13 protein-coding genes and 1 tRNA gene are annotated in these 20,254 nt (G+C 51.1%); 12 read left to right on the forward strand and 2 right to left on the reverse strand.

All coding sequences use genetic code 11. The annotated features are described in order from the left end of the window. Positions 1 to 19: 19 nt before the first annotated feature. The 5 genes from EPO04_00690 (at position 20) to tig (ending at position 3,596) form a co-directional block, all read left to right on the forward strand. Positions 20 to 853: a hypothetical protein gene (locus EPO04_00690; GenBank protein TAK89612.1), complete on the forward strand. Its 834-nt coding sequence runs from the start codon at positions 20 to 22 to the stop codon at positions 851 to 853. Positions 854 to 891: 38 nt separating this feature from the next. Beyond that, the gene (locus EPO04_00695; GenBank protein TAK89613.1) at positions 892 to 1,377 is read left to right on the forward strand and encodes a 16S rRNA (guanine(966)-N(2))-methyltransferase RsmD; all 486 of its coding nucleotides are present in this window, start codon (positions 892 to 894) and stop codon (positions 1,375 to 1,377) included. 234 nt (positions 1,378 to 1,611) lie between these two features. Continuing rightward, a tRNA-Leu gene (locus EPO04_00700) sits at positions 1,612 to 1,697 on the forward strand. A gap of 42 nt (positions 1,698 to 1,739) precedes the next feature. Further along, complete coding sequence (locus tag EPO04_00705) at positions 1,740 to 2,183, forward strand: hypothetical protein (GenBank protein ID TAK89614.1); 444 nt, start codon at positions 1,740 to 1,742, stop codon at positions 2,181 to 2,183. A 132-nt stretch (positions 2,184 to 2,315) separates the two neighbouring features. Next, positions 2,316 to 3,596: a trigger factor gene (tig, locus tag EPO04_00710; GenBank protein TAK89615.1), complete on the forward strand. Its 1,281-nt coding sequence runs from the start codon at positions 2,316 to 2,318 to the stop codon at positions 3,594 to 3,596. A 197-nt stretch (positions 3,597 to 3,793) separates the two neighbouring features. On the opposite strand, the gene EPO04_00715 is transcribed toward tig, so the two are convergent. Continuing rightward, a complete protein-coding gene (locus EPO04_00715) occupies positions 3,794 to 4,504 on the reverse strand; it encodes a hypothetical protein (protein TAK89616.1) in 711 nt (236 codons plus the stop codon). Positions 4,505 to 4,886: 382 nt separating this feature from the next. Between EPO04_00715 and EPO04_00720 the strand changes: the two genes are divergently transcribed. Beyond that, positions 4,887 to 5,606: a hypothetical protein gene (locus tag EPO04_00720; protein TAK89617.1), complete on the forward strand. Its 720-nt coding sequence runs from the start codon at positions 4,887 to 4,889 to the stop codon at positions 5,604 to 5,606. A 56-nt stretch (positions 5,607 to 5,662) separates the two neighbouring features. On the opposite strand, the gene EPO04_00725 is transcribed toward EPO04_00720, so the two are convergent. Next, positions 5,663 to 8,629, reverse strand: coding sequence for a hypothetical protein (locus tag EPO04_00725; protein TAK89618.1), 2,967 nt, complete (start codon positions 8,627 to 8,629; stop codon positions 5,663 to 5,665). A 187-nt stretch (positions 8,630 to 8,816) separates the two neighbouring features. On the opposite strand from EPO04_00725, the gene EPO04_00730 reads away from it, so the two are divergent. From EPO04_00730 to fusA, 6 genes are all read left to right on the forward strand, one after another. Continuing rightward, entirely contained in the window at positions 8,817 to 9,422 is a 606-nt protein-coding gene (locus EPO04_00730; protein ID TAK89619.1) for an ATP-dependent Clp protease proteolytic subunit, read from the forward strand. 232 nt (positions 9,423 to 9,654) lie between these two features. Further along, complete coding sequence (locus tag EPO04_00735) at positions 9,655 to 13,233, forward strand: DNA-directed RNA polymerase subunit beta (GenBank protein ID TAK89620.1); 3,579 nt, start codon at positions 9,655 to 9,657, stop codon at positions 13,231 to 13,233. 1 nt (position 13,234) lies between these two features. After that, the gene (gene rpoC / locus EPO04_00740) at positions 13,235 to 17,131 is read left to right on the forward strand and encodes a DNA-directed RNA polymerase subunit beta' (GenBank protein ID TAK89621.1); all 3,897 of its coding nucleotides are present in this window, start codon (positions 13,235 to 13,237) and stop codon (positions 17,129 to 17,131) included. A 48-nt stretch (positions 17,132 to 17,179) separates the two neighbouring features. Continuing rightward, positions 17,180 to 17,593 carry a 30S ribosomal protein S12 gene (locus EPO04_00745; GenBank protein TAK89622.1) on the forward strand — a complete coding sequence of 138 codons (414 nt, stop codon included), beginning with the start codon at positions 17,180 to 17,182 and terminating at the stop codon, positions 17,591 to 17,593. Between the two features lie 62 nt (positions 17,594 to 17,655). After that, on the forward strand, positions 17,656 to 18,132 hold the full coding sequence (locus tag EPO04_00750; GenBank protein ID TAK89623.1) for a 30S ribosomal protein S7: 477 nt from the start codon (positions 17,656 to 17,658) through the stop codon (positions 18,130 to 18,132). A gap of 20 nt (positions 18,133 to 18,152) precedes the next feature. Beyond that, complete coding sequence (gene fusA / locus EPO04_00755; protein TAK89624.1) at positions 18,153 to 20,234, forward strand: elongation factor G; 2,082 nt, start codon at positions 18,153 to 18,155, stop codon at positions 20,232 to 20,234. Positions 20,235 to 20,254 lie beyond the last annotated feature (20 nt).

Genomic DNA, 20,254 nt, shown 5'->3' on the forward strand with positions numbered 1-20,254 from the left:
ATTAAAGAATGATTAAATTATGTATTCTGGCTTTGTAAGCTCAAAGCGAACCGTTTCGGCCCTTGGTGTGCACCAGCGATTTGATACGGTGGCCTATCGTTTAACTCAGTCTTATTTTCACCCCCAAACCTTTCCGAATCTGGCCCAAATACTGCATTTTGAGGGCATTAACGGTCCAGACGGCATGAAGGTTAAGTCGCCCGGTAAGGGGGAGGTGGGTCACCTTTATGATCCATTAACCGAGCGCGGTGCCATACCTGATTTGATCGAGCAGCATTACCAGGGGCTGGTGCTAGCACTGCAAAAAAACAATCAGGTGCGGGCGGCGTTTGAGGCGGCCTGGTTGGCTCACTACGTTTGTGACGGCTTAACACCAGCTCATCACTTTCCGCTGGACGAAGAGCTGGCTAAGCACCGGTTAACTAAAACCGACAAGAACCGCTACAAGGTGCGCCAGGCCGGTGAGCCGGCGCGTGAAACGCTTAAAAAGGGGTGGGCTGTCTGGGGTGGTAAAGGTCTTTTGACCACTCACGTCAACTTTGAGATGGGCGTAATGGCGGCTTTGGTCGGGCAAAAAATTAAGGTACAGCTGGATGCTAGTAAGCTGGCTCATGCTCGCCAGGTTGGACCGGTTGAGTTCTTTAAGCAAGAGGCGCGCGAGATCGCCAACTTGCAGATGTATGAGCGCTTTTATAAGCAGGGATGGAGTATGAGCCTGGGGCGCGAGGTTAAGTCGATTTTGGCGCCGGTTAGCGTCCAGGCTATCGCGATTATTTGGCTGCTTGCTTATTTAGAGAGCGGCCAACAGCTAGCCGAAGCGGCGCATCGGTCTAAAGCGGTTGCCGAACTGTGAGGATTGTTTCTGGATCACTTGGTGGCAGAACCTTGACTATGCCGTCAACGCGCAATACTCGGCCAATGACGCATAAGGTGCGCGCGGCACTTTTTGATATGCTTGGTCCGATTGATGGCTTGCGCGTGCTCGATACCTATGCCGGCAGTGGCGCACTTGGCTTTGAGGCGCTGAGTCGTGGTGCAGCACACGTTGATGCGGTTGAATTGGCAGGGCCAGCGCTCAAGGCGATTCAAACTAATATTGAGGCGCTCGGAGTGAAAAGTCAGTACAAGGTCTTTCCAGTGCGCGTGGAGTCATGGCTTGAAAGCTTCAAATCTATTTATGACCTTATCTTCGCAATGCCTCCATATAGTTTTATTGACAAGGAAATTTTAGCTAAAATTGGGGAGCGTCTAAAAAAAGATTCAATTATGGTTATTGAGTTTTCGCGTCACTCTCGGCCGATGGAGCTAAAAGGGCTGAACCTTATTAAGCAAAAAGACTATGGAGATCAAATTTTAGCAGTATACCGTAAGCTTTAGCTTGCAACCGGTATTAAAAATTGCTAATCTAGCTCTAGTTAAGTTTGGCGAGACTTGCTGCCAGGTGGCCATCGGGCCACCTTTTGCGTCTGGTGGAGCTATCGGGAATCGAACCCGACAGTCAAGTTTGGCGAGACTCAATGCCGCACCAGCGGTAGCCCCCTGCCACTTAACGTGCTACACCAGACAAAACCGAGCTTAACAAACAAATATTAACGAATTCTAAATCCACTTGGGCGAGTGGTGAAATGGTAGACACGCTAGCCTTAGGAGCTAGTGGGGGAAACCCCGTGGAGGTTCAAGTCCTCTCTCGCCCACCAGGAATTATTGTAAAAACGCTAATTTGTGTTATAATTAAGTCATTGATACGCAGTCAAGCACGCAAATCGACTAGGGGGATGATGTCAGAGCAAGTTGTGAAGGTTTTTTACCTCAAAACCTGTAACGGCATGGGCGAAGTGGAGGTTCAACTGATCGCAATTGGCGCTGGCCGGTTTCGATACGTCTGGGACCCAAGCGCCCAGGCGAATCGCTACGACGCCTGCCAGTTGCAGCAACTCTTTGACCGGGGCCGCCGCGCTGGCAGCCTAGACCCGGTTCAAGAAGACCGAGCGACACAGGGCTTCTACCGGTCTGGTCGTCGGCCAACACGCTGGATGATCGGGCAGCACGAGTTCACCGCGCAGGAGCTTACCAAGCTCCGCCTAAATCAGCCCGGCTGGTTCGAGGTCCTGAGAGGCATCGGCAAGGATCTGCTCGCCGCGTTAATCGCGACGGTGAGTCCACGACGGCGGCACTGCAGCTGACGTATCTAAAACCCCGCTGCGACCAAGGTCGTGGCGGGGACTTTAGTTTATATAGCTCACAAATTGTCACGAATAGGTGGTTGGACGCAAATGGAGTGACAAGCTCCCTAATACCTGGTACAATCAGCACTTATGAAAGCCGAAATTACCAATCAAACCGACAACCAAGTTACCTTAAAGATCGCTGCCACTGCCGATCAAATTAAACACGCGCTGGAGCACACTTATGACCACTACCGCCCCAAGGTAAAAGCCTCGGGTTTCCGGGCCGGTAAGGCACCAGATAATATTGTTGCTCGCGAGATTGGTGATGAGGCGATTCAGGCCGAAACACTTGAGCACACCATGAGCCATGCTTATTCTGACGCGCTGGCAGAATACGACGTGGCGCCAATCGACCAGCCTAAGATCAACCTAATTAAATGGGTACCCTATGAGACTCTAGAGTTCGAGGCAACGGTTGAGGTGATGCCATCGGTTGATCTGCCAGATTACAAAAAGATTAAAAAGGCAGTTAAGCCGGTTAAGATTGAATCGGCCAAGGTTGATGAAATGATTGAGGATTTGCGCCGCCGCGTGGCTAAGCGCATTCCGGCGCTTAATGCAGCCGCCATGGGTGATGAGGTTAAGATCGATTTTGAGGGCAAAAAAGAGGGTAAGATTATTGAGGGAGCGGTCAGTAAGAATTACACCCTCAAGCTCGGCTCAAACACCTTCATCCCCGGCTTCGAAGAAGAGCTAGTTGGCGTTAAGGTTGGTGAGGGGAAAAGCTTTGAGGTAACCTTCCCTAAGGATTATCACGAAAAAAGTCTAGCCGGTCAGCCGGTCACCTTTAAGGTTAACGTACATGAGGTGACGCGATTAAAATTGCCCGAAGTAAATGACGAGTTCGCCGGTGAGGTTGGACCGTTCAAGACGGTAGCCGAACTAAAAGCCGATATTAAGGATCAGTTAAAAGCTGAGGCAGAAGAGTCGGCCAAGCGCGAATACGAAAATGAGCTGCTCGATGAAATTGCTGGCAAGGTTAAGTTTAAGGTGCCAGAAAAAATGGCCACCCAGCAGCTAGAGCGAATGAAGTCTGAGATTAGTCAGCGTTTAATGTCGAGCGGCATGACTATGGAACAATACCTAGAGATGCAGGGCAAAACTCAGGACGAACTTGAAAAAGAGCTACGCCCGGATGCCGAAAAGCGAGTTATTTTGTCCCTAGTATTGCAGGAAGTGGCCAAGGCCGAAAAGCTGACCGCGACCGAAGACGAGATTGAGGCTGAGCTGGATGCACTACGAATGCGTTATACCGACCCCAAAATGCAAGAGCAGCTAAACAGCCATGATGTCCGGAACGACATCTTTAATCATATTCTCACCACCAAGACCATCGCTAAGTTGGTCGAGTACGCCCAAAAGAAGTAGCTAAAACTACTTCTTAGAGCCTTTTTTCTCAGCTTGAGACTGTTGCAGTTCAGACATGCGCTGATTTATTAATTGAAGGTTTTGCTTCGAAATCTCTAAACGCTGCAACTCGTCGTAGGCAAGCGCTTTTAACTTATCTATATCAGAAATTTGACTGAGATCCATAGTACTCCTCGAAGTAATCTGTTTAGTATGTCTTATAGTATATCAAACCAGGCGCCGTTGGCCGGAGCGGTAAATATCCAGCCAGTGTTGCCAGATACATTAGTGGAGTTGGCTCCGGCATACCAAGCTGCTCCTCCGGTGGCAGTTGAGTCTTGAATCGAAAGATAGTCGCAGCTTACCGTTCCACTTGATTTTGAGAGGGTAGCGGCTGAGCCCCCAGTAGAGCTGTTGATTGTCATGAGCTTACCGGATGTTCCATTAACGTTAAACGCGCCCGTTATTGTGGTGGTAGTGCCACTAGTAAATTGAAGCGTCCTGGCGTTACTCGAGTCAGAGAAGTTGATGGTTCCAAAAGTGTTTGATCCGGTAATAATTAGGTTTCCAGTTGATCCGGCTAAAGTGTAGGTGAGAGTACCATATGTTTTATCTGCGCCGTTAAAAGTTCTGCTACTTGAGGTGGTCGTTGTGATGACAATAGTAGCACTACTTGAATTAACCACCGCGCCTGTACTAGTTACATTCCATACCGCACTAGGAGATACCAGTGTCCCGGTTAGGGTCCAGGTGCCAGTTCCCATGTTAACGGTTGCTCCATTGTTAATCTGGTAGTTACCAATCGTGACATTATAGCTATTTGTTTCAAAGACCAAGCCAGATCCAACCGTTACTAAATTGTTCATCTGTAGCGCATCCTGCAAAGAGTATGTTGCGCCAGGTGCAGCTACCTGTCCAAACAAAGCCATGGACTTCCCGGCCGAGGTTATTGTATGTGAGCTCCGACCTGCAAGCGTAAAGGTAGTACCTCCATTTACTGTGCCGACATTTGTCAGGTTGAGGGAGCCATACATGAATGCTGTTGCAGTAACCGACCAGGTTGGGCTGCCGGAGCTTCCTGTCCAGTTTATGTCCTTACCGAGTCTTGGCATGTCTCCCGTAACTGTCTGACTCGCTGAGAATGCACTACTTATTACTACATTGTCTTGCGGTAGCGGCACACGGCTGGTCCATTTTGATACATCAGACCAGTTGCCTCCACTAGTGCCCTGCCAGGTTTGGGTAACCGAAGTGTCGAAAGTTATATTGCTGTTGCCTAGGCAGTTGCCTAGCGAAGTGCCAGTAAAAGGTATGGCTGCACCGCTTGCGTTAATGTCTCTAAAGTCAACATTGGTTAAGGATACCGATGCCGCGCTTACGGTGGCTGCAGAGCCTAGTGACAAAGATGTAGCGAGCACCCTATTGGTAACACTATTGCCGGTAATAGTTAAAGTTCCAGTTACGATAGAGGATCCGCCGTTGAACTGGATGGTGTCTGTTTTCGCCGCCGTGCCAGTACGGGTAAGGTTTTTGCACGTAAAGGTGTTTGCGACAATTGCCACACCAGAACCAGCCATAACAATAGATCCGCCATTAGTGTTAAAGCCAGAGCCACCAAACCAAGTCGAGGTAGCGCCATTTAGAGTAACGGTTGATGTGTTGGTGGTTACGGTAAGGTTGGTAAATGTACTTGTGTCCCAAGCAGTCCCAGTAGAGGTTAGCGTGATGGCGGAACTGCCCATTGTCAACGTACGAGCGCTGCTATTAGAAGATATTAGCTTGCCCCAGTTACAGGTTTGGCCATTTGCATTTAGGGTTCCAGTGGTAAGTGTGACTGCGCCCACCACGGTTGAACCAGCGTTGTGCAGTAAAGTTAGGTCAGACTTATTTATCGTAATGGTGTTGGCGTTGGCGGTTGCGCCAGTAATAGTTACGGTGGCGGCTGTGCCGGAGTTGCTGTCAAAGGTAACGTCGTCAGAAGATGTGGGTACTGACGCTCCACTCGAGCCCCCAGTGGTGGCGGACCAATGAGAGGTGTCCGACCCATCCCAGTTACCGCTACCTCCAACCCAAAAACGACTGGCCATTTAAGCTTCCTGCGAGACCGCCAAGCAGTCCCATTTACTATCGGCGCTGTTATATATGAACCCTAGGTAGTGCGTCTTACTAATAACGGTAGTTGTTGGCAAAGAGGTCCCAACCGCTCGGTAAATCGCATTCCAGGCCAGAGATCTGGCAGTCCCATTATCTTTAATGCGGATAATTAGCGACTGGCCATCGGTTGGTGTCCCGGTTGGCGCGCCGAAGGTGGCGCCAACCGCCAGGGCGGTCAGAAGGTAGACATCGGTAGTGTCGGCATTTGGCGTGGGAGTGGAGCTTGAGGTGTTGCTGGATATTCGCTTAGTGATACGCTTGTTGGTCAGGGTTTGGGTGGCATCGATGTTGGCTACCGAGTTAGCCGCCGTACCGGCCGCAGCAACAATTAGGTTGTCATCGGTCTTGAGGGTGTCGGCAGCTGAGCGATAAAGGTTGGTGTCAGCTGATGCTCCTTGGCCAAACAATATGCCAGCTCCGGGTGTAGCAGAAGCGGTTGCGCCAATGTAGACTTGGTTTGCGGTTCCGTTATTGGCGCTTAAATAAGATGCTGATAAAAACTGATCATCGGTTTTTAGGGTGTCAGCGGCGCTTCTATATAAGTTGGTGTCGGTTCCAAATGTAATACCACTAGCTGCCGTACCAGCGGTGCTACTTAACTGTAGTGTATATGTCGAAGCACCCGCGATACGTACCCCAATATTAGATGAACTACCAGCTGTTTGAGCTGCGACATCTACGCCATATAGATTGACGGGTACTATTGATCCCAAGCTTGGGGCAGATATATACATCGCTACTGCATTGGTTAGAACCCCGGAGTCAGTACCAGTGTCAATGCGATTAAACCCTGCGTAGGCAGTACCAATAGTCACTCCTGTAGGGGGAGTGCTTTTAGCAATATTAATAAACCCATACACCACCGTTGGGTCGGTAGATGGCTTAAATTCGGGCTGTACCGCTAGGCCACCAGGACCAGCGGCGCTACCTGAAAAAATTGGGCTAACCTGCTGGCCTCTTGCGTTTGCTGTTGAGGTCGTAGTGGTGCCGGTAACAAGCATAAGTGTACTTGGGTTGGATGTAGGCTCAACACGGAGCATGTCATCTGTCTTTAAGACATCGGCCGCTGAACGGTAAAGGTTAGTGTCGGTTGCGCTGGCTCCACCGGCTCCCCACTCGTGCTTGCCATCGCCAAAAATTCGAAAGGCGGCGTTTGTATCACCGTTGATTAAATAGTTTGCTATAAATGCGGTTACAGCTGTTTGTGAACCTTGGAGCGCAACCGTTGTAGCTGTATCGGCAAAAAAACCAACAGCTGCGCGTAACCTGTCGTCGGTTTTTAAACTATCTGCTGCCGAGCGATACAGGTTGGTATCGGCACCGAACAAAATACCACCGGCAGCGGTTGTGGCACTATCAAACGTAAGGGCCGAACTAATCGTGGCGCTTGATCCGATTCGGACCTTACCGGAGTTATCGATTCGCATACGCTCGGTTACGGTCGTTGTGCCAGCGGGGGTGGTGTAGAAAGCCAGGCGTCCTGGCATGTCGGCAGCGGCCGGAGTGCCGTCAACCTCCGCCCGGATTAAGGCCGCAAAGGTGTTTGAGTTTGAGCCGTTAGCTCCAATAAAACTGATCTGACCAAGGTTATCGCCTGACTGCACAATTGTCGTGGAGCCATTGGCTGTTCCGCGCGATTTTACAAAATATATACCGGGCGGGTTGGCGTCGGCCGAGTTTCTGGTGGCGGATATGGTGGATCCAGCCGCATCGGTACCTTCTAATTGAAGTTGAGGAATTAGGCCGTTGATTGTTCTGAGAGTTGTATTGTTGTTGCTAATTAAGGTTGCGCCACTAGGATTGACCGTGATCAGCGATGTACCAGAGTACTGTAAACGATAAGCGGTTGTGGCGGCAGAGGTGACATTAAGGCGAATACCAGAGGTATTATTGGTTGAAGTAAACTCCAGGATTGGTGCCGCTGCCGTAAAACGCAGAGTCCCGGTATTGGTCCGGGCAAAGGTGGAGTCGCCACCAAAAGAAAGACCCCCGCTGGTGCTTGCGTTATCGGGGAACAGTATTTGGGTGCTAGCCCCTGACATATTGAGGCTGCCATTCATGGTGTCGCCGGTATCATCCACCTTGCCAGCAATTGCACTGGTATTTGCCTTTAGGTCGAGTGCGGCCTGGGTGGCAGTTGAGATTGGTTTACTTAAGTCGGAGGTATTGTCGACATTGCCCAGGCCTACCGCCGACTTATCTAGCGTTTGCCAGCTTTTGTCGCCCCGCCAGTATTGAAGAGTAGTACCAGCGGTGATAGTTGGCTCTTTGCCGGCTAAGTCGCTGGTTAGATTGGCGACTTTTGCCTGGGCGATATTGGCGCCAACCGCTACCTCGGTGTCGGTTATGGCTAGCGCAATCTTGTTTTGAGAGATATTGGCCGAGTTTGATATATCAATATCGAGGATGGTGCTTGGGGCGATTTTGCCGGTAGTAACGGCATCGTCAGCCAGCTTAACCTCGGTGACCGATCCGTCAATAGGGGTTCGCGCGTTGGTCAAGCGTGAGTCGTCGCCTTTAACAACCTGGGTGGCCGTTGCATCACCGCTAGCGGCAACGTCTTTAGTGGCGGCGGTTCCCAGGCCCGAGACGTCATTGGTATCGAGTGTGACTGCCCCGGTCTTACCGGCGACACTGGTTACCGGTGCGCCTGGCGGGGCAGACCATATACCATCGCCGCGCAAGTAGGTACCAGAGTTGGCAGCGCCGCCGCCAAGTTGACCGGCAACAACTAGCCCCCCGCCATCCAACTCAGCCACACCACCAGGTTGGCCTTTTTGGGCAGCAGGAATAGGCTGAATCTTAAGTGAGCCATCATCATTATGCTCAACTTTTAAGAAATCATTAAGTAACTCACCCCATTGACCATTATCTGATCCTGGAATAGGTAAACGAGTCATGTTTTAGTTCAAAACCCTACACACAAACATTTAGACATACTTCTTATGATTACATTATATTCTGACAGAGCAATTAAACCAAGTAATTTTGCTTATATATTAGAGTTAGTATAGCTAAATTAGCAGTCTAGACAGGGGAGTGCTAAAAAGCTATACTAAAAACCAAGAGATTTGGCAGGAGTAACTCATGAATCAGACCCCAAAAAATTCAATCTTAGTCCCAACCGTTTTAGAAAAAACTCATCAAGGTGAGCGCGCCTACGATATTTACTCGCGCCTGCTTAAGGACCGAATTATTTTTGTTGGTACTGCTATTGATGATACGGTGGCGAATCTAATAATTGCACAGTTGCTTCATCTCGAGAATGAAGATCCTAAGGCTGATATCCAGATGTACATTAACTCGCCGGGTGGATCGGTTTATGCTGGCCTAGCTATGATTGATACGATGAACTACATTAAGCCAGAGGTTTCGACTATTTGTGTTGGGATGGCGTTTAGTATGGGGTCGCAGTTGCTGGCTGCGGGCGCAAAAGGCAAACGCTTTGCACTCCCAAATTCTAAGGTCATGATTCACCAGGGGTCGGCGGGATTCCAGGGGAGCCCATCGGATATCGAGATTACTGCTAAAGAGGTCCTGTCGCTTCGTGAGGTGTTGGATCGGCAGCTAGCTGAGGCTACCGGAAAGTCATATGAGCAGGTTCGTAAAGACTCTGATCGTGACTACTACATGACCGCAAAAGAGGCTAAAGAGTATGGCATTATTGACGAGGTAATTAGCCGTAGCTCGTAAGGTTCATGGCGGGATTGTAAAAACTGTATAAAAAGCGTTGACAATCCTGTCATAAATCGGCACAATAGAGTCTAAGAGGAAGCTTAAATCAAAGGTAGGGCGCACCTACTTGGTTTTTTGCGTGTAGGACTTCTGTACTTGCGAGCTGGTACAAGTGCAAAAGTTCTAGAAGCATCACACACGTACGCGTCACTGCCGATTTAGAAACACCTCTTGATTATTGCTAGGACGAATGTCCCCCTGGCGCCCCACATTACCAATAATCAAGAAGGAGGATGTCTTGGCACAGGCCACCGAGCGTCGATTCTTTAACAAAAACCGCGAAGTTATCGCACTACCAAATTTAATTCAAAATCAAATTGCCTCGTTTGAGTGGTTCACCACCGAAGGCCTTAAGGAGCTGTTTGCTTCGGTTAGTCCAATTGAGGACTTTACCGGTAAGAGCCTAGCGCTCTACTTTAAGGACTTTTACTTTGAAGAGCCCAAGATCGATGAGGCTACCGCTAAAGGTAAGAACATAACCTACGAAGTGCCGCTTAAGGCAGTGGTTGAGCTGGTTAATAAAGAGACCGGCGAGAAGAAGAGCCAGGAAATCTTTTTGGGTGACTACCCCTGGATGACCAGTAAGGGCACCTTCATCATTAATGGTGTTGAGCGAGTAGTGATTAGCCAGTTGGTTCGTTCACCTGGCGTATTCTTTGCTTCCGACATGGTTGGCGACGAGCACCTATTTGGCGCCAAGGTTATTCCAAGCCGTGGAGCTTGGTTGGAGTTCGATACCGCTCCAAACGGCGTGATTTCGGTCAAGATTGATCGTAAGCGCAAGCTGCCGGTTACCACTCTGTTGCGCGCCTTTGGATTTGCCGATGATTCCGAAATTAAAAGTCTGTTTAAAGACGTTGATACCGGTGAGGTTAAGTACATCAATGAGACCCTCGATAAGGACGCTACCAGCAACATGAGCGAGGCCTTGATGGAGGTTTATCGCCGGATTCGTCCGGGTGATTTGGCTACCGTTGATAACTCAAAGCAGTTGATTGAAGGCATGTTCTTTGACCCTAAGCGTTACGACTTTTCGAAGGTCGGTCGCTACAAGATTAACCGCCGATTTGGTACCAAGGTGCCAAACACGGTTGAAAACCGCATCTTCCGCCGTGAGGATTTGGTAGACATCTTGCGCGAGATCATCCGTCTTAACAACGACCCTCAGGCTAAGCCAGAGGATATTGATGATCTGTCAAACCGTCGCTTGCGAATGGTTGGTGAGCTGATTCAGGATCGTTTCCGAATTGGTCTTTTGCGCATGGAGCGCAACGTTAAGGATAAGATGAGCTTGTACGACCGCGAGACAGTTACCCCAGGTCAGCTGGTTAACGTTCGACCGGTAGTGGCTAGCGTTAAGGAGTTCTTTGCTAGCTCGCAGTTGAGCCAGTTTATGAACCAAACCAACCCACTAGCCGAGATTGCGCACAAGCGACGCTTAACCGCGACCGGCGCCGGTGGTTTAAGCCGCGAACGAGCCGGTTTTGAGGTGCGCGATGTACACCGTAGTCACTATGGTCGTATCTGCCCAATTGAAACTCCCGAAGGTCCAAACGTTGGTTTGGTGTCCAACCTGGCTACTTATACTCAAGTTAATGAGTACGGCTTTTTGGAAACTCCTTATCGCAAGGTACTAAATGAGGTTCCGGCGGCTGAGGCGGCGGGGCATATTGCTCGAACCAACATCAAAGACTCTAGTGGCAGTGTGATCGTAAAGACGGGTGAGGTTATCACCGCAGCAGCAGCTAAAAAGCTAGCTAAGCTAGACAGCGAAATGGTGCCGGTTAAGGCTAAGGTTACCAGCGACGTGGTCTACTTGGATTCTGCCGACGAAGCCCAGGCTGCTATCACCGAAGCTTCAACCCCACTAAACGATGACAACTACTTTGCTGAAAGTCGCGTACCGGTTCGTCGTGGTGGCGAGACGGTTGAGGCCGACTCAAACTTGGTCAACTACATGGATGTATCAAGTAAGCAAATCATCTCGGTTTCAACCGCTTTGATTCCATTTATTGAAAACGATGACCCGAAGCGAGCGCTGATGGGCGCGAACATGCAGAAGCAGGCCGTTTCGCTAGTTAAGCCAGAGGCGCCAGTGGTTGGTACCGGTATGGAGGCGATTGTGGCTCGCGATTCAGGTCAGGTGATTGTGGCCGAAGAGGATGGCGAGGTGATTACCGCTACCGCCAGCAAGATCGTGGTTAAGTACAAGAAAAAGGGCGAGCAAACCTACGAGCTGATTAAGTTTTCGCGCAGCAACGAAGGCACCAGTGTTAACCAAAAGGTAGTGGTAACCAGCGGTCAGAAGCTCAAGCAGGGTGACGTGTTGGCCGATGGTATGTCGACCGATAATGGTGAGCTGGCGCTGGGCCAGAACGTGCTGGTGGCATTCATGTCATGGGGTGGTTACAACTTTGAGGACGCCATCATTATCAGCCAGCGGTTGGTACAGGATGATCGTTACAGCTCAATTCACATTGAGACCTACGAGGTCGACGTGCGTGACACCAAGCTGGGGCCGGAGATTGTTACTCGAGACATTCCAAACGTTAGCGAAGACAGCCTTAAAGACTTGGACGAAAACGGTGTGGTCCGCATTGGTGCGGAGGTTAGCGCCGGAGACATTCTAGTCGGCAAGATTACTCCTAAGGGTGAGCAAGAGCTGTCGAGCGAAGAGCGTTTGCTGCGAGCCATCTTTGGCGAAAAGGCCCGCGACGTTAAAGATACCAGCCTGCGGATGCCAAACGGCGAACGTGGTAAGGTGGTTGGCGTTAAGGTCTTTAGCCGCGAAAACGGTGACGAGCTACAGGCCGGAGTAATCGAGCAGTATCACGTATCGGTAGCTCAGCTACGTAAAATGAGCGCCGGCGACAAGATGGCCGGACGCCACGGTAACAAGGGTGTGGTTGCTAAGGTTGTGCCAATCGAGGATATGCCATATCTCGATGATGGTACTCCAGTCGACATGATTTTGAACCCGCTTGGCGTAAGTTCACGTATGAACATCGGACAGGTGTTTGAGACTCACCTGGGTCTTGCCGCTCGAGCGCTGGGTTACAACGTGGCTACACCAGCCTTTGACGGTGTTAACGTCGAAAAGATTAAAGAAGAGCTCAAGCGAGCCGGCCTCCCCGATGATGGTAAGTCGCAGCTGTTTGACGGTAAGACCGGCGAGCCGTTCCAGGAGCGAACTACGGTTGGTTACAAGTACATGCTTAAGCTCGACCACATGGTTGACGACAAGCTGCATGCTCGCTCAACCGGCCCATACGCTATGGTGACTCAGCAGCCACTTGGCGGTAAGGCACAACGTGGTGGTCAGCGCTTTGGTGAGATGGAGGTGTGGGCACTCGAAGCTTACGGTGCCGCTAACACCCTGCAGGAAATCCTGACTATTAAATCAGACGACGTGGTTGGTCGCTCAAAGGCCTACGAGGCCATCATTAAGGGCGAAGAGATCCGCGGACCACGTATCCCCGAGTCATTCAACGTGTTGGTTAAGGAGTTGCAGAGCTTAGGTATGGCAATCGACTTAATCCGCGAAGATGGCGGCGAGGAAAAAGAGCTGGATGCCGAAGAGGTACTAAGCGACCAAATTACGGCTGAAGCCAATGAACTAGGAAACGATAAGTTAATGAAGGGTGATGAGGTAGCTGATATGCCGCTGGTTGATTTAGCTGGTGGGCAAGAAGATCCATTAGAGGTTGAGGCAGAGGTCGCTGCCGAAGCCGCTACTACAGACGCCGTAACTACGGAGCAAGAGGCCTAAGATGATAGCAGAAAAAACCGATAACAATATGCTCAACCAATCCGCTAGCGAGTTCGACGCGGTTCGATTGAGCCTGGCTAGTCCAAAGCAGATTTTGGACTGGTCTCACGGCGAGGTAACCAAGCCGGAAACCATTAATTACCGCACTCAAAAGCCAGAAAAGGACGGACTGTTCTGCGAAAAGATCTTTGGTCCGACCAAGGACTGGGAGTGCTACTGTGGTAAGTACAAGCGAATTCGCTACAAGGATGTGGTTTGCGATAAGTGTGGCGTGCGCGTAACTCGTAGCATTGTCCGCCGCGAGCGCATGGGTCACATTAGCCTAGCCGTACCCGTCACTCACATTTGGTTCTTGCGTGGTACTCCTTCGACCGTTGGCCTGGCTCTGAACATGAGCATTCGTGATCTAGAGCGAGTGGTTTACTTTGCCAACTACATCGTTACCGATGTTAACGACGAGCGCCGCAAGGGTGCCCTCAGCGATTTAGAGGCCGACTATAAGAGCCGTCGTGACGAGGTGGTTAAGGGTCATGAGCAAAAGGCAGCCGAGGCTGATGCCGATGTTAAAGCCATCGCCGAGGCCCAAAGCCGCGAGCTTAGCGATCTTGAAGTTACCTATGATGCCGCAAAGACCGAGCTTGAGGGCTTGGCCCCACTTACGCTGCTAACTGAGGCTAAATACCGTGATCTCAACCTAAAGTACGGCGACGTATTTAAGGCCGATATCGGTGCCGAAGCTATTCGTAACCTACTGGCTGAGATTGATCTTGATAAGCTGGTTGATGATTTGACCAAGGAGGCCGATGAGGCTGTTGGCCAAAAGAAAAAGAAGATCTTAAAGCGCCTCAAGATGCTTGAAGGTATGCGTAACGCTGGCTTGCGTCCTGAGTGGACGGTTATGACCGAGATGCCGGTGATTCCACCCGATCTGCGACCAATGGTGCAGTTGGCTGGTGGTCGTTTTGCGGCTTCCGACCTCAACGACCTTTACCGCCGCGTGATCAACCGTAACAACCGGTTGAAGCGTTTGATTGAGCTGGATGCGCCAGAAGTGATTCGTCGAAACGAAAAGCGCATGTTGCAAGAAGCGGTTGATGCCCTCATGGACAACAACGCCCGCCGCGAACGTGCGGTTAGCTCTACCAGTACTCGTCGCAAGCTCAAGAGCTTGAGCGATGTGCTAAAAGGTAAGCAGGGTCGCTTCCGCCAGAACTTGCTGGGTAAGCGCGTCGACTACTCCGGACGTTCGGTAATCGTTTCCGGTCCAAACCTCAAACTGTATGAATGTGGTTTGCCAAAAATGATGGCCCTGGAGCTGTTTAAGCCGTTTGTGATGGCCAAGTTGATTGAGCGTGATTTGGCTCACAACGTTAAGTCGGCCGGTCGCATGATTGAGCGTGCTCGTACCGAGGTATGGGACACTCTCGAAGAGATCATTGCCGAAAAGTATGTGCTACTAAACCGTGCTCCAACCCTTCACCGTCTTGGTATCCAGGCCTTTAAGCCGATCTTGATTGAAGGTAAGGCGATTCAGCTGCACCCGCTAGTATGTTCGGCCTTTAACGCCGACTTCGATGGCGACCAGATGGCGGTTCACGTACCACTATCTGATGCCGCTCAAAAAGAGGCTCGCGAGATCATGTTGTCATCGCACAACCTGCTCAAGCCAGCCGATGGCTCGGCGGTGGTGAACCCAAGTCAAGATATTGTGCTTGGCTGCTACTACCTAACCTACGACAAGTTTGGCGATGATCAGCCGGTGAAGCACTTTGCTGATGCATCTGAGGCAATTTACGCCTATGAGAATGAGACCATTAAGCTGCAAAACCGCGTCACGGTGCCAATTAACGGCGAGCGAACTCAGACCACCGTTGGTCGAATCTTGCTCAACGAGATCTTGCCAGAAGAGATTGATTTCCGTAACGAAACCATGACCAAAAAGAAGCTGCAGAACTTGGTGGCCGAGGTGTTTACCGTTAGTGGCCCAGAGGTTACCGCGGTAATTGTGGACAAGATTAAGGATCTCGGCTTCCGTCACTCAACCAAGAGTGGTGTGTCGATCGGTATTGACGACTTTGTAACTCCGCACAAAAAAGAGGGTTACGTAAATGATGGCGAAAAGCAGGTAATCGAGATCAGTAAGCAGTACGAAATGGGCTTAATTACTGAAGATGAGCGCTATCGTCGCACAATTGAGGCCTGGCAGGGCACCAACGAGAACATTAAGGGTGATCTTCAGGACGAGATGGCGGTTAGTGATTCTACCATCGGAATGTTTGTTGAGTCCGGTGCTCGAGGTGACTTCAGCCAGGTTAACCAGATTTCTGGTATGTTGGGTCTGGTCAACAACCCAACCGGTCGCATCATCGAGCTGCCAATTCGCAGTAGCTACAAAGAAGGCTTCTCGATGCTTGAGTACTTCAGTTCGACTCACGGTGCCCGTAAGGGTCTAACCGATACCGCTCTGCGTACCGCCGAGTCAGGATATTTGACCCGCCGATTAGTGGACGTGGCTCAGGACATCATCGTAACCATCGAAGACTGTGGCGATAAGCACGGTAGCTTGGTTACCCGAGCCGAGTCTGAGGCGATGGGCGAGGGCTTTGCAGCTCGTTTGGCCGGTCGCTTTGTAGCCGCCGCAGTAAAAGACGGCTCCAGCACCCTAGTTAAGGCTGGTGGGCTGATTACCGATGAGCTGGCCGAGCAGATTGCCGAGACCAAGAGCATTGACGAAGTTCGCTTGCGTAGCGTGCTTGAGTGTACCTCGCAGTGGGGCGTCTGCCAGAAGTGTTACGGTGTTGATCTCGCTCGCGGTCAGGTCGTTAAGCTGGGTGAGCCGGTTGGTGTAATCGCCGCCCAGTCTATTGGTGAGCCTGGAACTCAGCTAACCATGCGTACCTTCCACAAGGGTGCTGCCGCGACCGGTGCCGACATTACTCACGGTTTGCCACGCGTAGAAGAGATTTTCGAAGCTCGTGCTCCTAAGGGACAGGCAGTGCTGTCTGAGGTTGACGGTGTGGCTAGCGTTAAAGAAGCTGGCGGCAAAACCACCATTCGAGTAACACCAGCCAACGTTAAGATTACCGAGTATGCCCTCGAAGAGCGCATCCCAGAGGTTAAGAACGGTGACAGCGTGGTACCAGGAGACATTTTGGCTGCCGACGGCAAGGGCAAGAAGGCGATTAAGGCTAAGGCCGAAGGTACGGTTGAGGTTAAGAAGGATAAGATCCTGCTAACTCACGCCGGCGAAGCTCACCGCGATCATGTGGTGCCAAGCTACCAGCAGGTAGAGGTCTCTAACGGCGACCTAGTCACTCGTGGCCAGCGCCTAACCGAAGGTTCAATCAATCTTCAGGATATGCTCAACCTGTTAGGCGAGCAGGCGGTTCGTCGCTATATCGTATCTGAGGTCCAGTCGATTTACGCCTCACAGGGTCAGACCATTGCCGACAAGCACATCGAGATCATCATTCGACAGATGTTCTCGCGCGTACAGATTGAGGAGCCGGGTGACAGCCTGTTTGTAACCGGCGACATTGTATCGCGTACCGCTGCTAACGAAGAGAACGCAGAGCTTGTAGCTAACGGTAAGAAGCCGTCGACGTATGAGCAGCTACTACTGCCAATCACTAAGATCTCAATCTCGTCCGACTCATTCTTGAGTGCGGCCAGCTTCCAGGACACCAGTCGCGTGTTGATTGGTGCTGCCGTTCGCGGTAAGGTCGACAAGCTACGTGGCCTCAAAGAAAATGTGATCATTGGTCGCTTGATTCCAGTTGGAACCGGCTACAATGTTGACGGCGAGGCTGATGAGGCGGCTGAGCTAGAGCACCCAGTTGTGGTTGGCGCGGTAGAAACCGAACCGACTCCAGCAGCTACTGAGCCGGTCACAGATTGACGGATGAGCCAATTTCTGTTTAACTATCTAGGTCTATAAGGAACACACATGCCAACAATTAATCAATTAATTCGTAAGCCACGCCAGTCTAAGGGACAGAAGTCAAACACTCCTGCCCTAGGCCGGACGTTGAACGCGCTTAAGGGTAAGACCTATGCCAAGGGTGCGCCCTTAAAGCGCGGTGTGTGTACCAAGGTGTCTACCACCACCCCAAAGAAGCCAAACTCGGCTTTGCGTAAGATTGCACGTGTACGCCTCTCTAACGGAATGGAAGTCACCGCTTACATTCCGGGTGAGGGCCACAACCTGCAGGAGCACAGCGTGGTACTGATCCGCGGTGGTCGTGTAAAGGACCTTCCGGGTGTGCGTTACCACATCGTGCGCGGTGCGCTTGATACCGCTGGTGTCAGCAACCGCAAGCAGGGTCGTAGCAAGTATGGCGCTAAAAAAGATAAGAGCTAACAATTTAATCACACCCGCCGTCTAATACGGAGCTCGGGTAGTAACTCATAAAGGAGTGAAGCATGCCACGAAAAAAGACCAAGTCATTTAAACGCCAAATCAACCCGGATCTTCAGTATCAGAGCGTATTGGTATCCAAGATGATCAACAAGATCATGCGCCATGGTAAAAAGCGTCTGGCTGAAAGCCTAATGTATGGCGCAATGAGCGAGATCAAAGAAAAGCTGAAGCAGGATCCGCTAGAAGTGTTTGAGACCGCGATTAAGAACGTCTCACCTCAGCTACAGGTACGAGCTAAGCGAATCGGCGGCGCCACCTACCAGGTACCAATGGAGGTCAAGGGCGATCGTAAGACTCACTTGGCCATGACTTGGATTCTTGATTCGGTGCGCAACAAGTCGGGTAAGCCGTTCGATAAGCTACTAGCCCAGGAGCTAATGGACGCTTACAATAACACCGGTGACGCAATTAAGAAAAAAGAAGACACCCACCGCATGGCCGAGGCCAACAAAGCCTTTGCTCACTTTGCGCGGTATTAAATTAGAGGGAATGCACGATAATGGCACGCGAATATAGTTTAGATAAAACTCGTAACATTGGCATCATTGCCCACATTGACGCTGGTAAAACCACCACTACCGAAGGTATTTTGTACCGTACCGGTAAGACTCACAAGATTGGTGAGGTTCATGAAGGCGAAGCCACCATGGACTGGATGGAGCAAGAGCAAGAGCGCGGTATTACCATTACCTCGGCTGCGACCACCTGTTTCTGGAACGATACTCGTATCAACATCATTGATACGCCGGGCCACATCGACTTTACCGTAGAGGTTGAGCGGTCTTTGCGCGTGCTCGACGGCGCGGTGACGGTGTTTGACGGCAAGATGGGTGTGGAGCCACAGTCGGAGACGGTTTGGCGTCAGGCCGACAAGTACGGCGTGCCTCGCATTTGTTTTATTAACAAGATTAACCAGACCGGCGGAGACTTTTACAAGAGTCTCGAGTCGATTCATGAGCGTTTGAGCAAGCGCGTCTACGCCATTCACCTGCCAATTGGTTTTGAGCAGAGCATCAACGGAATCGTTGATTTGGTTGAAATGAAGGCCTTTACCTACGGCGACTACACCGACAAGGAGCTGAAAGAGGTTGAGATCCCAGCCGACATGAAGGAAAAGGTTGAACGCTACCGCAACCATTTGATTGAGGCGGCGGTTGAGGCCGATGACGACATGATGGAGAAGTATCTGGAAGGTAACGAGCTAACCGTTGAGGAGCTCAAGGGCTTGATCCGTAAGAGCGTGCTTTCGGGTGAGTTCTACGCCGTTAGTGGTGGCGATGGTCGCGGCGTGATTGTTGAAAAACTGCTTGATGCGGTGGTTGACTACCTACCAAGCCCGCTCGACGTTCCTCCAGTTACCGGTACCGATCCAAAGACCGGCGAGACCTTGCTGCGTAAAAGTAGCGACGAGGAGCCATTTTCGGCCCTCGCCTTTAAGATTGCCGCCGACCCATTTGTTGGTAAGCTCGCCTTCTTCCGCGTTTACTCAGGTACGCTTAAGTCCGGTTCATACATTCTTAACTCAAGCACCGGCCAAAAGGAGCGCATCGGTCGAATCCTACGTATGCATGCCAACAGCCGCGAAGAAGTGCAAGAAGTGTACGCCGGTGAGATTGCCGCTGCCGTGGGTCTTAAGGGCACCATGACCGGCCACACCATGAGCGATCAAGCTAACCCAATTATTCTTGAAAGCATCGAGTTCCCGGATCCAGTTATCCAGATCGCGATTGAGCCAAAGACCAAGGCCGACCAAGAAAAGATGAGTTTAGCTCTCCAGCGCTTGGCCGAAGAGGATCCAACCTTCCGGGTTTCGACCAACCATGAGACCGGTCAGACCTTGATTGCCGGTATGGGTGAGCTTCACCTGGACATTTTGGTAGACCGCATGAAGCGTGAATTTAAGGTTGAGGCTAACATCGGTACACCACAGGTAGCGTACCGTGAGACTATCCGCAAGCCGAATCAGGTTCAGGGCAAGTTTGTCCGTCAGTCGGGTGGACGCGGTCAGTATGGTGACGTCTGGCTAGAACTAACCCCACAGGAGCCTGGTGCCGGCTTTGAGTTTGAAAACGCCATCGTTGGTGGTGTGATCCCACGCGAGTACATCAAGCCGGTCGAAGAGGGCGTTAAAGAGGCCATGCAAAACGGCGTGTTGGCTGGCTACCCGGTAGTCGACATCAAGGCCAAGTTATACGACGGCTCGTACCACGATGTTGACTCCAGTGAAATGGCCTTTAAGATTGCCGGTTCAATGGCGCTGCAAGAGGGTGTACGCAAGGGCGATCCAGTTATGTTGGAGCCGGTAATGAAGGTCGAGGTAACCGTACCAGAAGAGTTTATGGGCGACGTAATTGGTGACATCAACTCCAAGCGTGGTCGTATCCAAGAAATGACCGATCGTGGTCAGGCCAAGGTGGTTCAGGCCTTTGTGCCACTGGCTGAGATGTTTGGTTATACCACTACCTTACGTTCGATGACCCAGGGCCGTGCCTCAAACTCAATGGAGTTTGATCACTACGCCGAGGTCCCACCTAACGTAGCCGAGGATATTATCGGCAAGCACGCCGCTTCTAAAGCCTAAGCGGCGGCTTCCGATTTACC

The sequence above is a fragment of the Patescibacteria group bacterium genome (assembly GCA_004297735.1).
Taxonomy (GTDB): Bacteria; Patescibacteriota; Saccharimonadia; order UBA4664; family SCTI01; genus SCTI01.

What these genes read in the sequence shown, in the direction of transcription:
- EPO04_00690 (TAK89612.1), top strand. Translation starts at nt 20, where the DNA reads ATGTATTCTGGCTTTGTAAGCTCAAAGCGAACCGTTTCGGCCCTTGGT.
- EPO04_00695 (TAK89613.1), top strand. Translation starts at nt 892, where the DNA reads ATGCCGTCAACGCGCAATACTCGGCCAATGACGCATAAGGTGCGCGCG.
- tig (TAK89615.1), top strand. Translation starts at nt 2,316, where the DNA reads ATGAAAGCCGAAATTACCAATCAAACCGACAACCAAGTTACCTTAAAG.
- EPO04_00715 (TAK89616.1), bottom strand. Translation starts at nt 4,504, where the DNA reads ATGGCTTTGTTTGGACAGGTAGCTGCACCTGGCGCAACATACTCTTTG.
- EPO04_00720 (TAK89617.1), top strand. Translation starts at nt 4,887, where the DNA reads ATGGCTGCACCGCTTGCGTTAATGTCTCTAAAGTCAACATTGGTTAAG.
- EPO04_00725 (TAK89618.1), bottom strand. Translation starts at nt 8,629, where the DNA reads ATGACTCGTTTACCTATTCCAGGATCAGATAATGGTCAATGGGGTGAG.
- EPO04_00730 (TAK89619.1), top strand. Translation starts at nt 8,817, where the DNA reads ATGAATCAGACCCCAAAAAATTCAATCTTAGTCCCAACCGTTTTAGAA.
- EPO04_00735 (TAK89620.1), top strand. Translation starts at nt 9,655, where the DNA reads ATGTCCCCCTGGCGCCCCACATTACCAATAATCAAGAAGGAGGATGTC.
- rpoC (TAK89621.1), top strand. Translation starts at nt 13,235, where the DNA reads ATGATAGCAGAAAAAACCGATAACAATATGCTCAACCAATCCGCTAGC.
- EPO04_00745 (TAK89622.1), top strand. Translation starts at nt 17,180, where the DNA reads ATGCCAACAATTAATCAATTAATTCGTAAGCCACGCCAGTCTAAGGGA.
- EPO04_00750 (TAK89623.1), top strand. Translation starts at nt 17,656, where the DNA reads ATGCCACGAAAAAAGACCAAGTCATTTAAACGCCAAATCAACCCGGAT.
- fusA (TAK89624.1), top strand. Translation starts at nt 18,153, where the DNA reads ATGGCACGCGAATATAGTTTAGATAAAACTCGTAACATTGGCATCATT.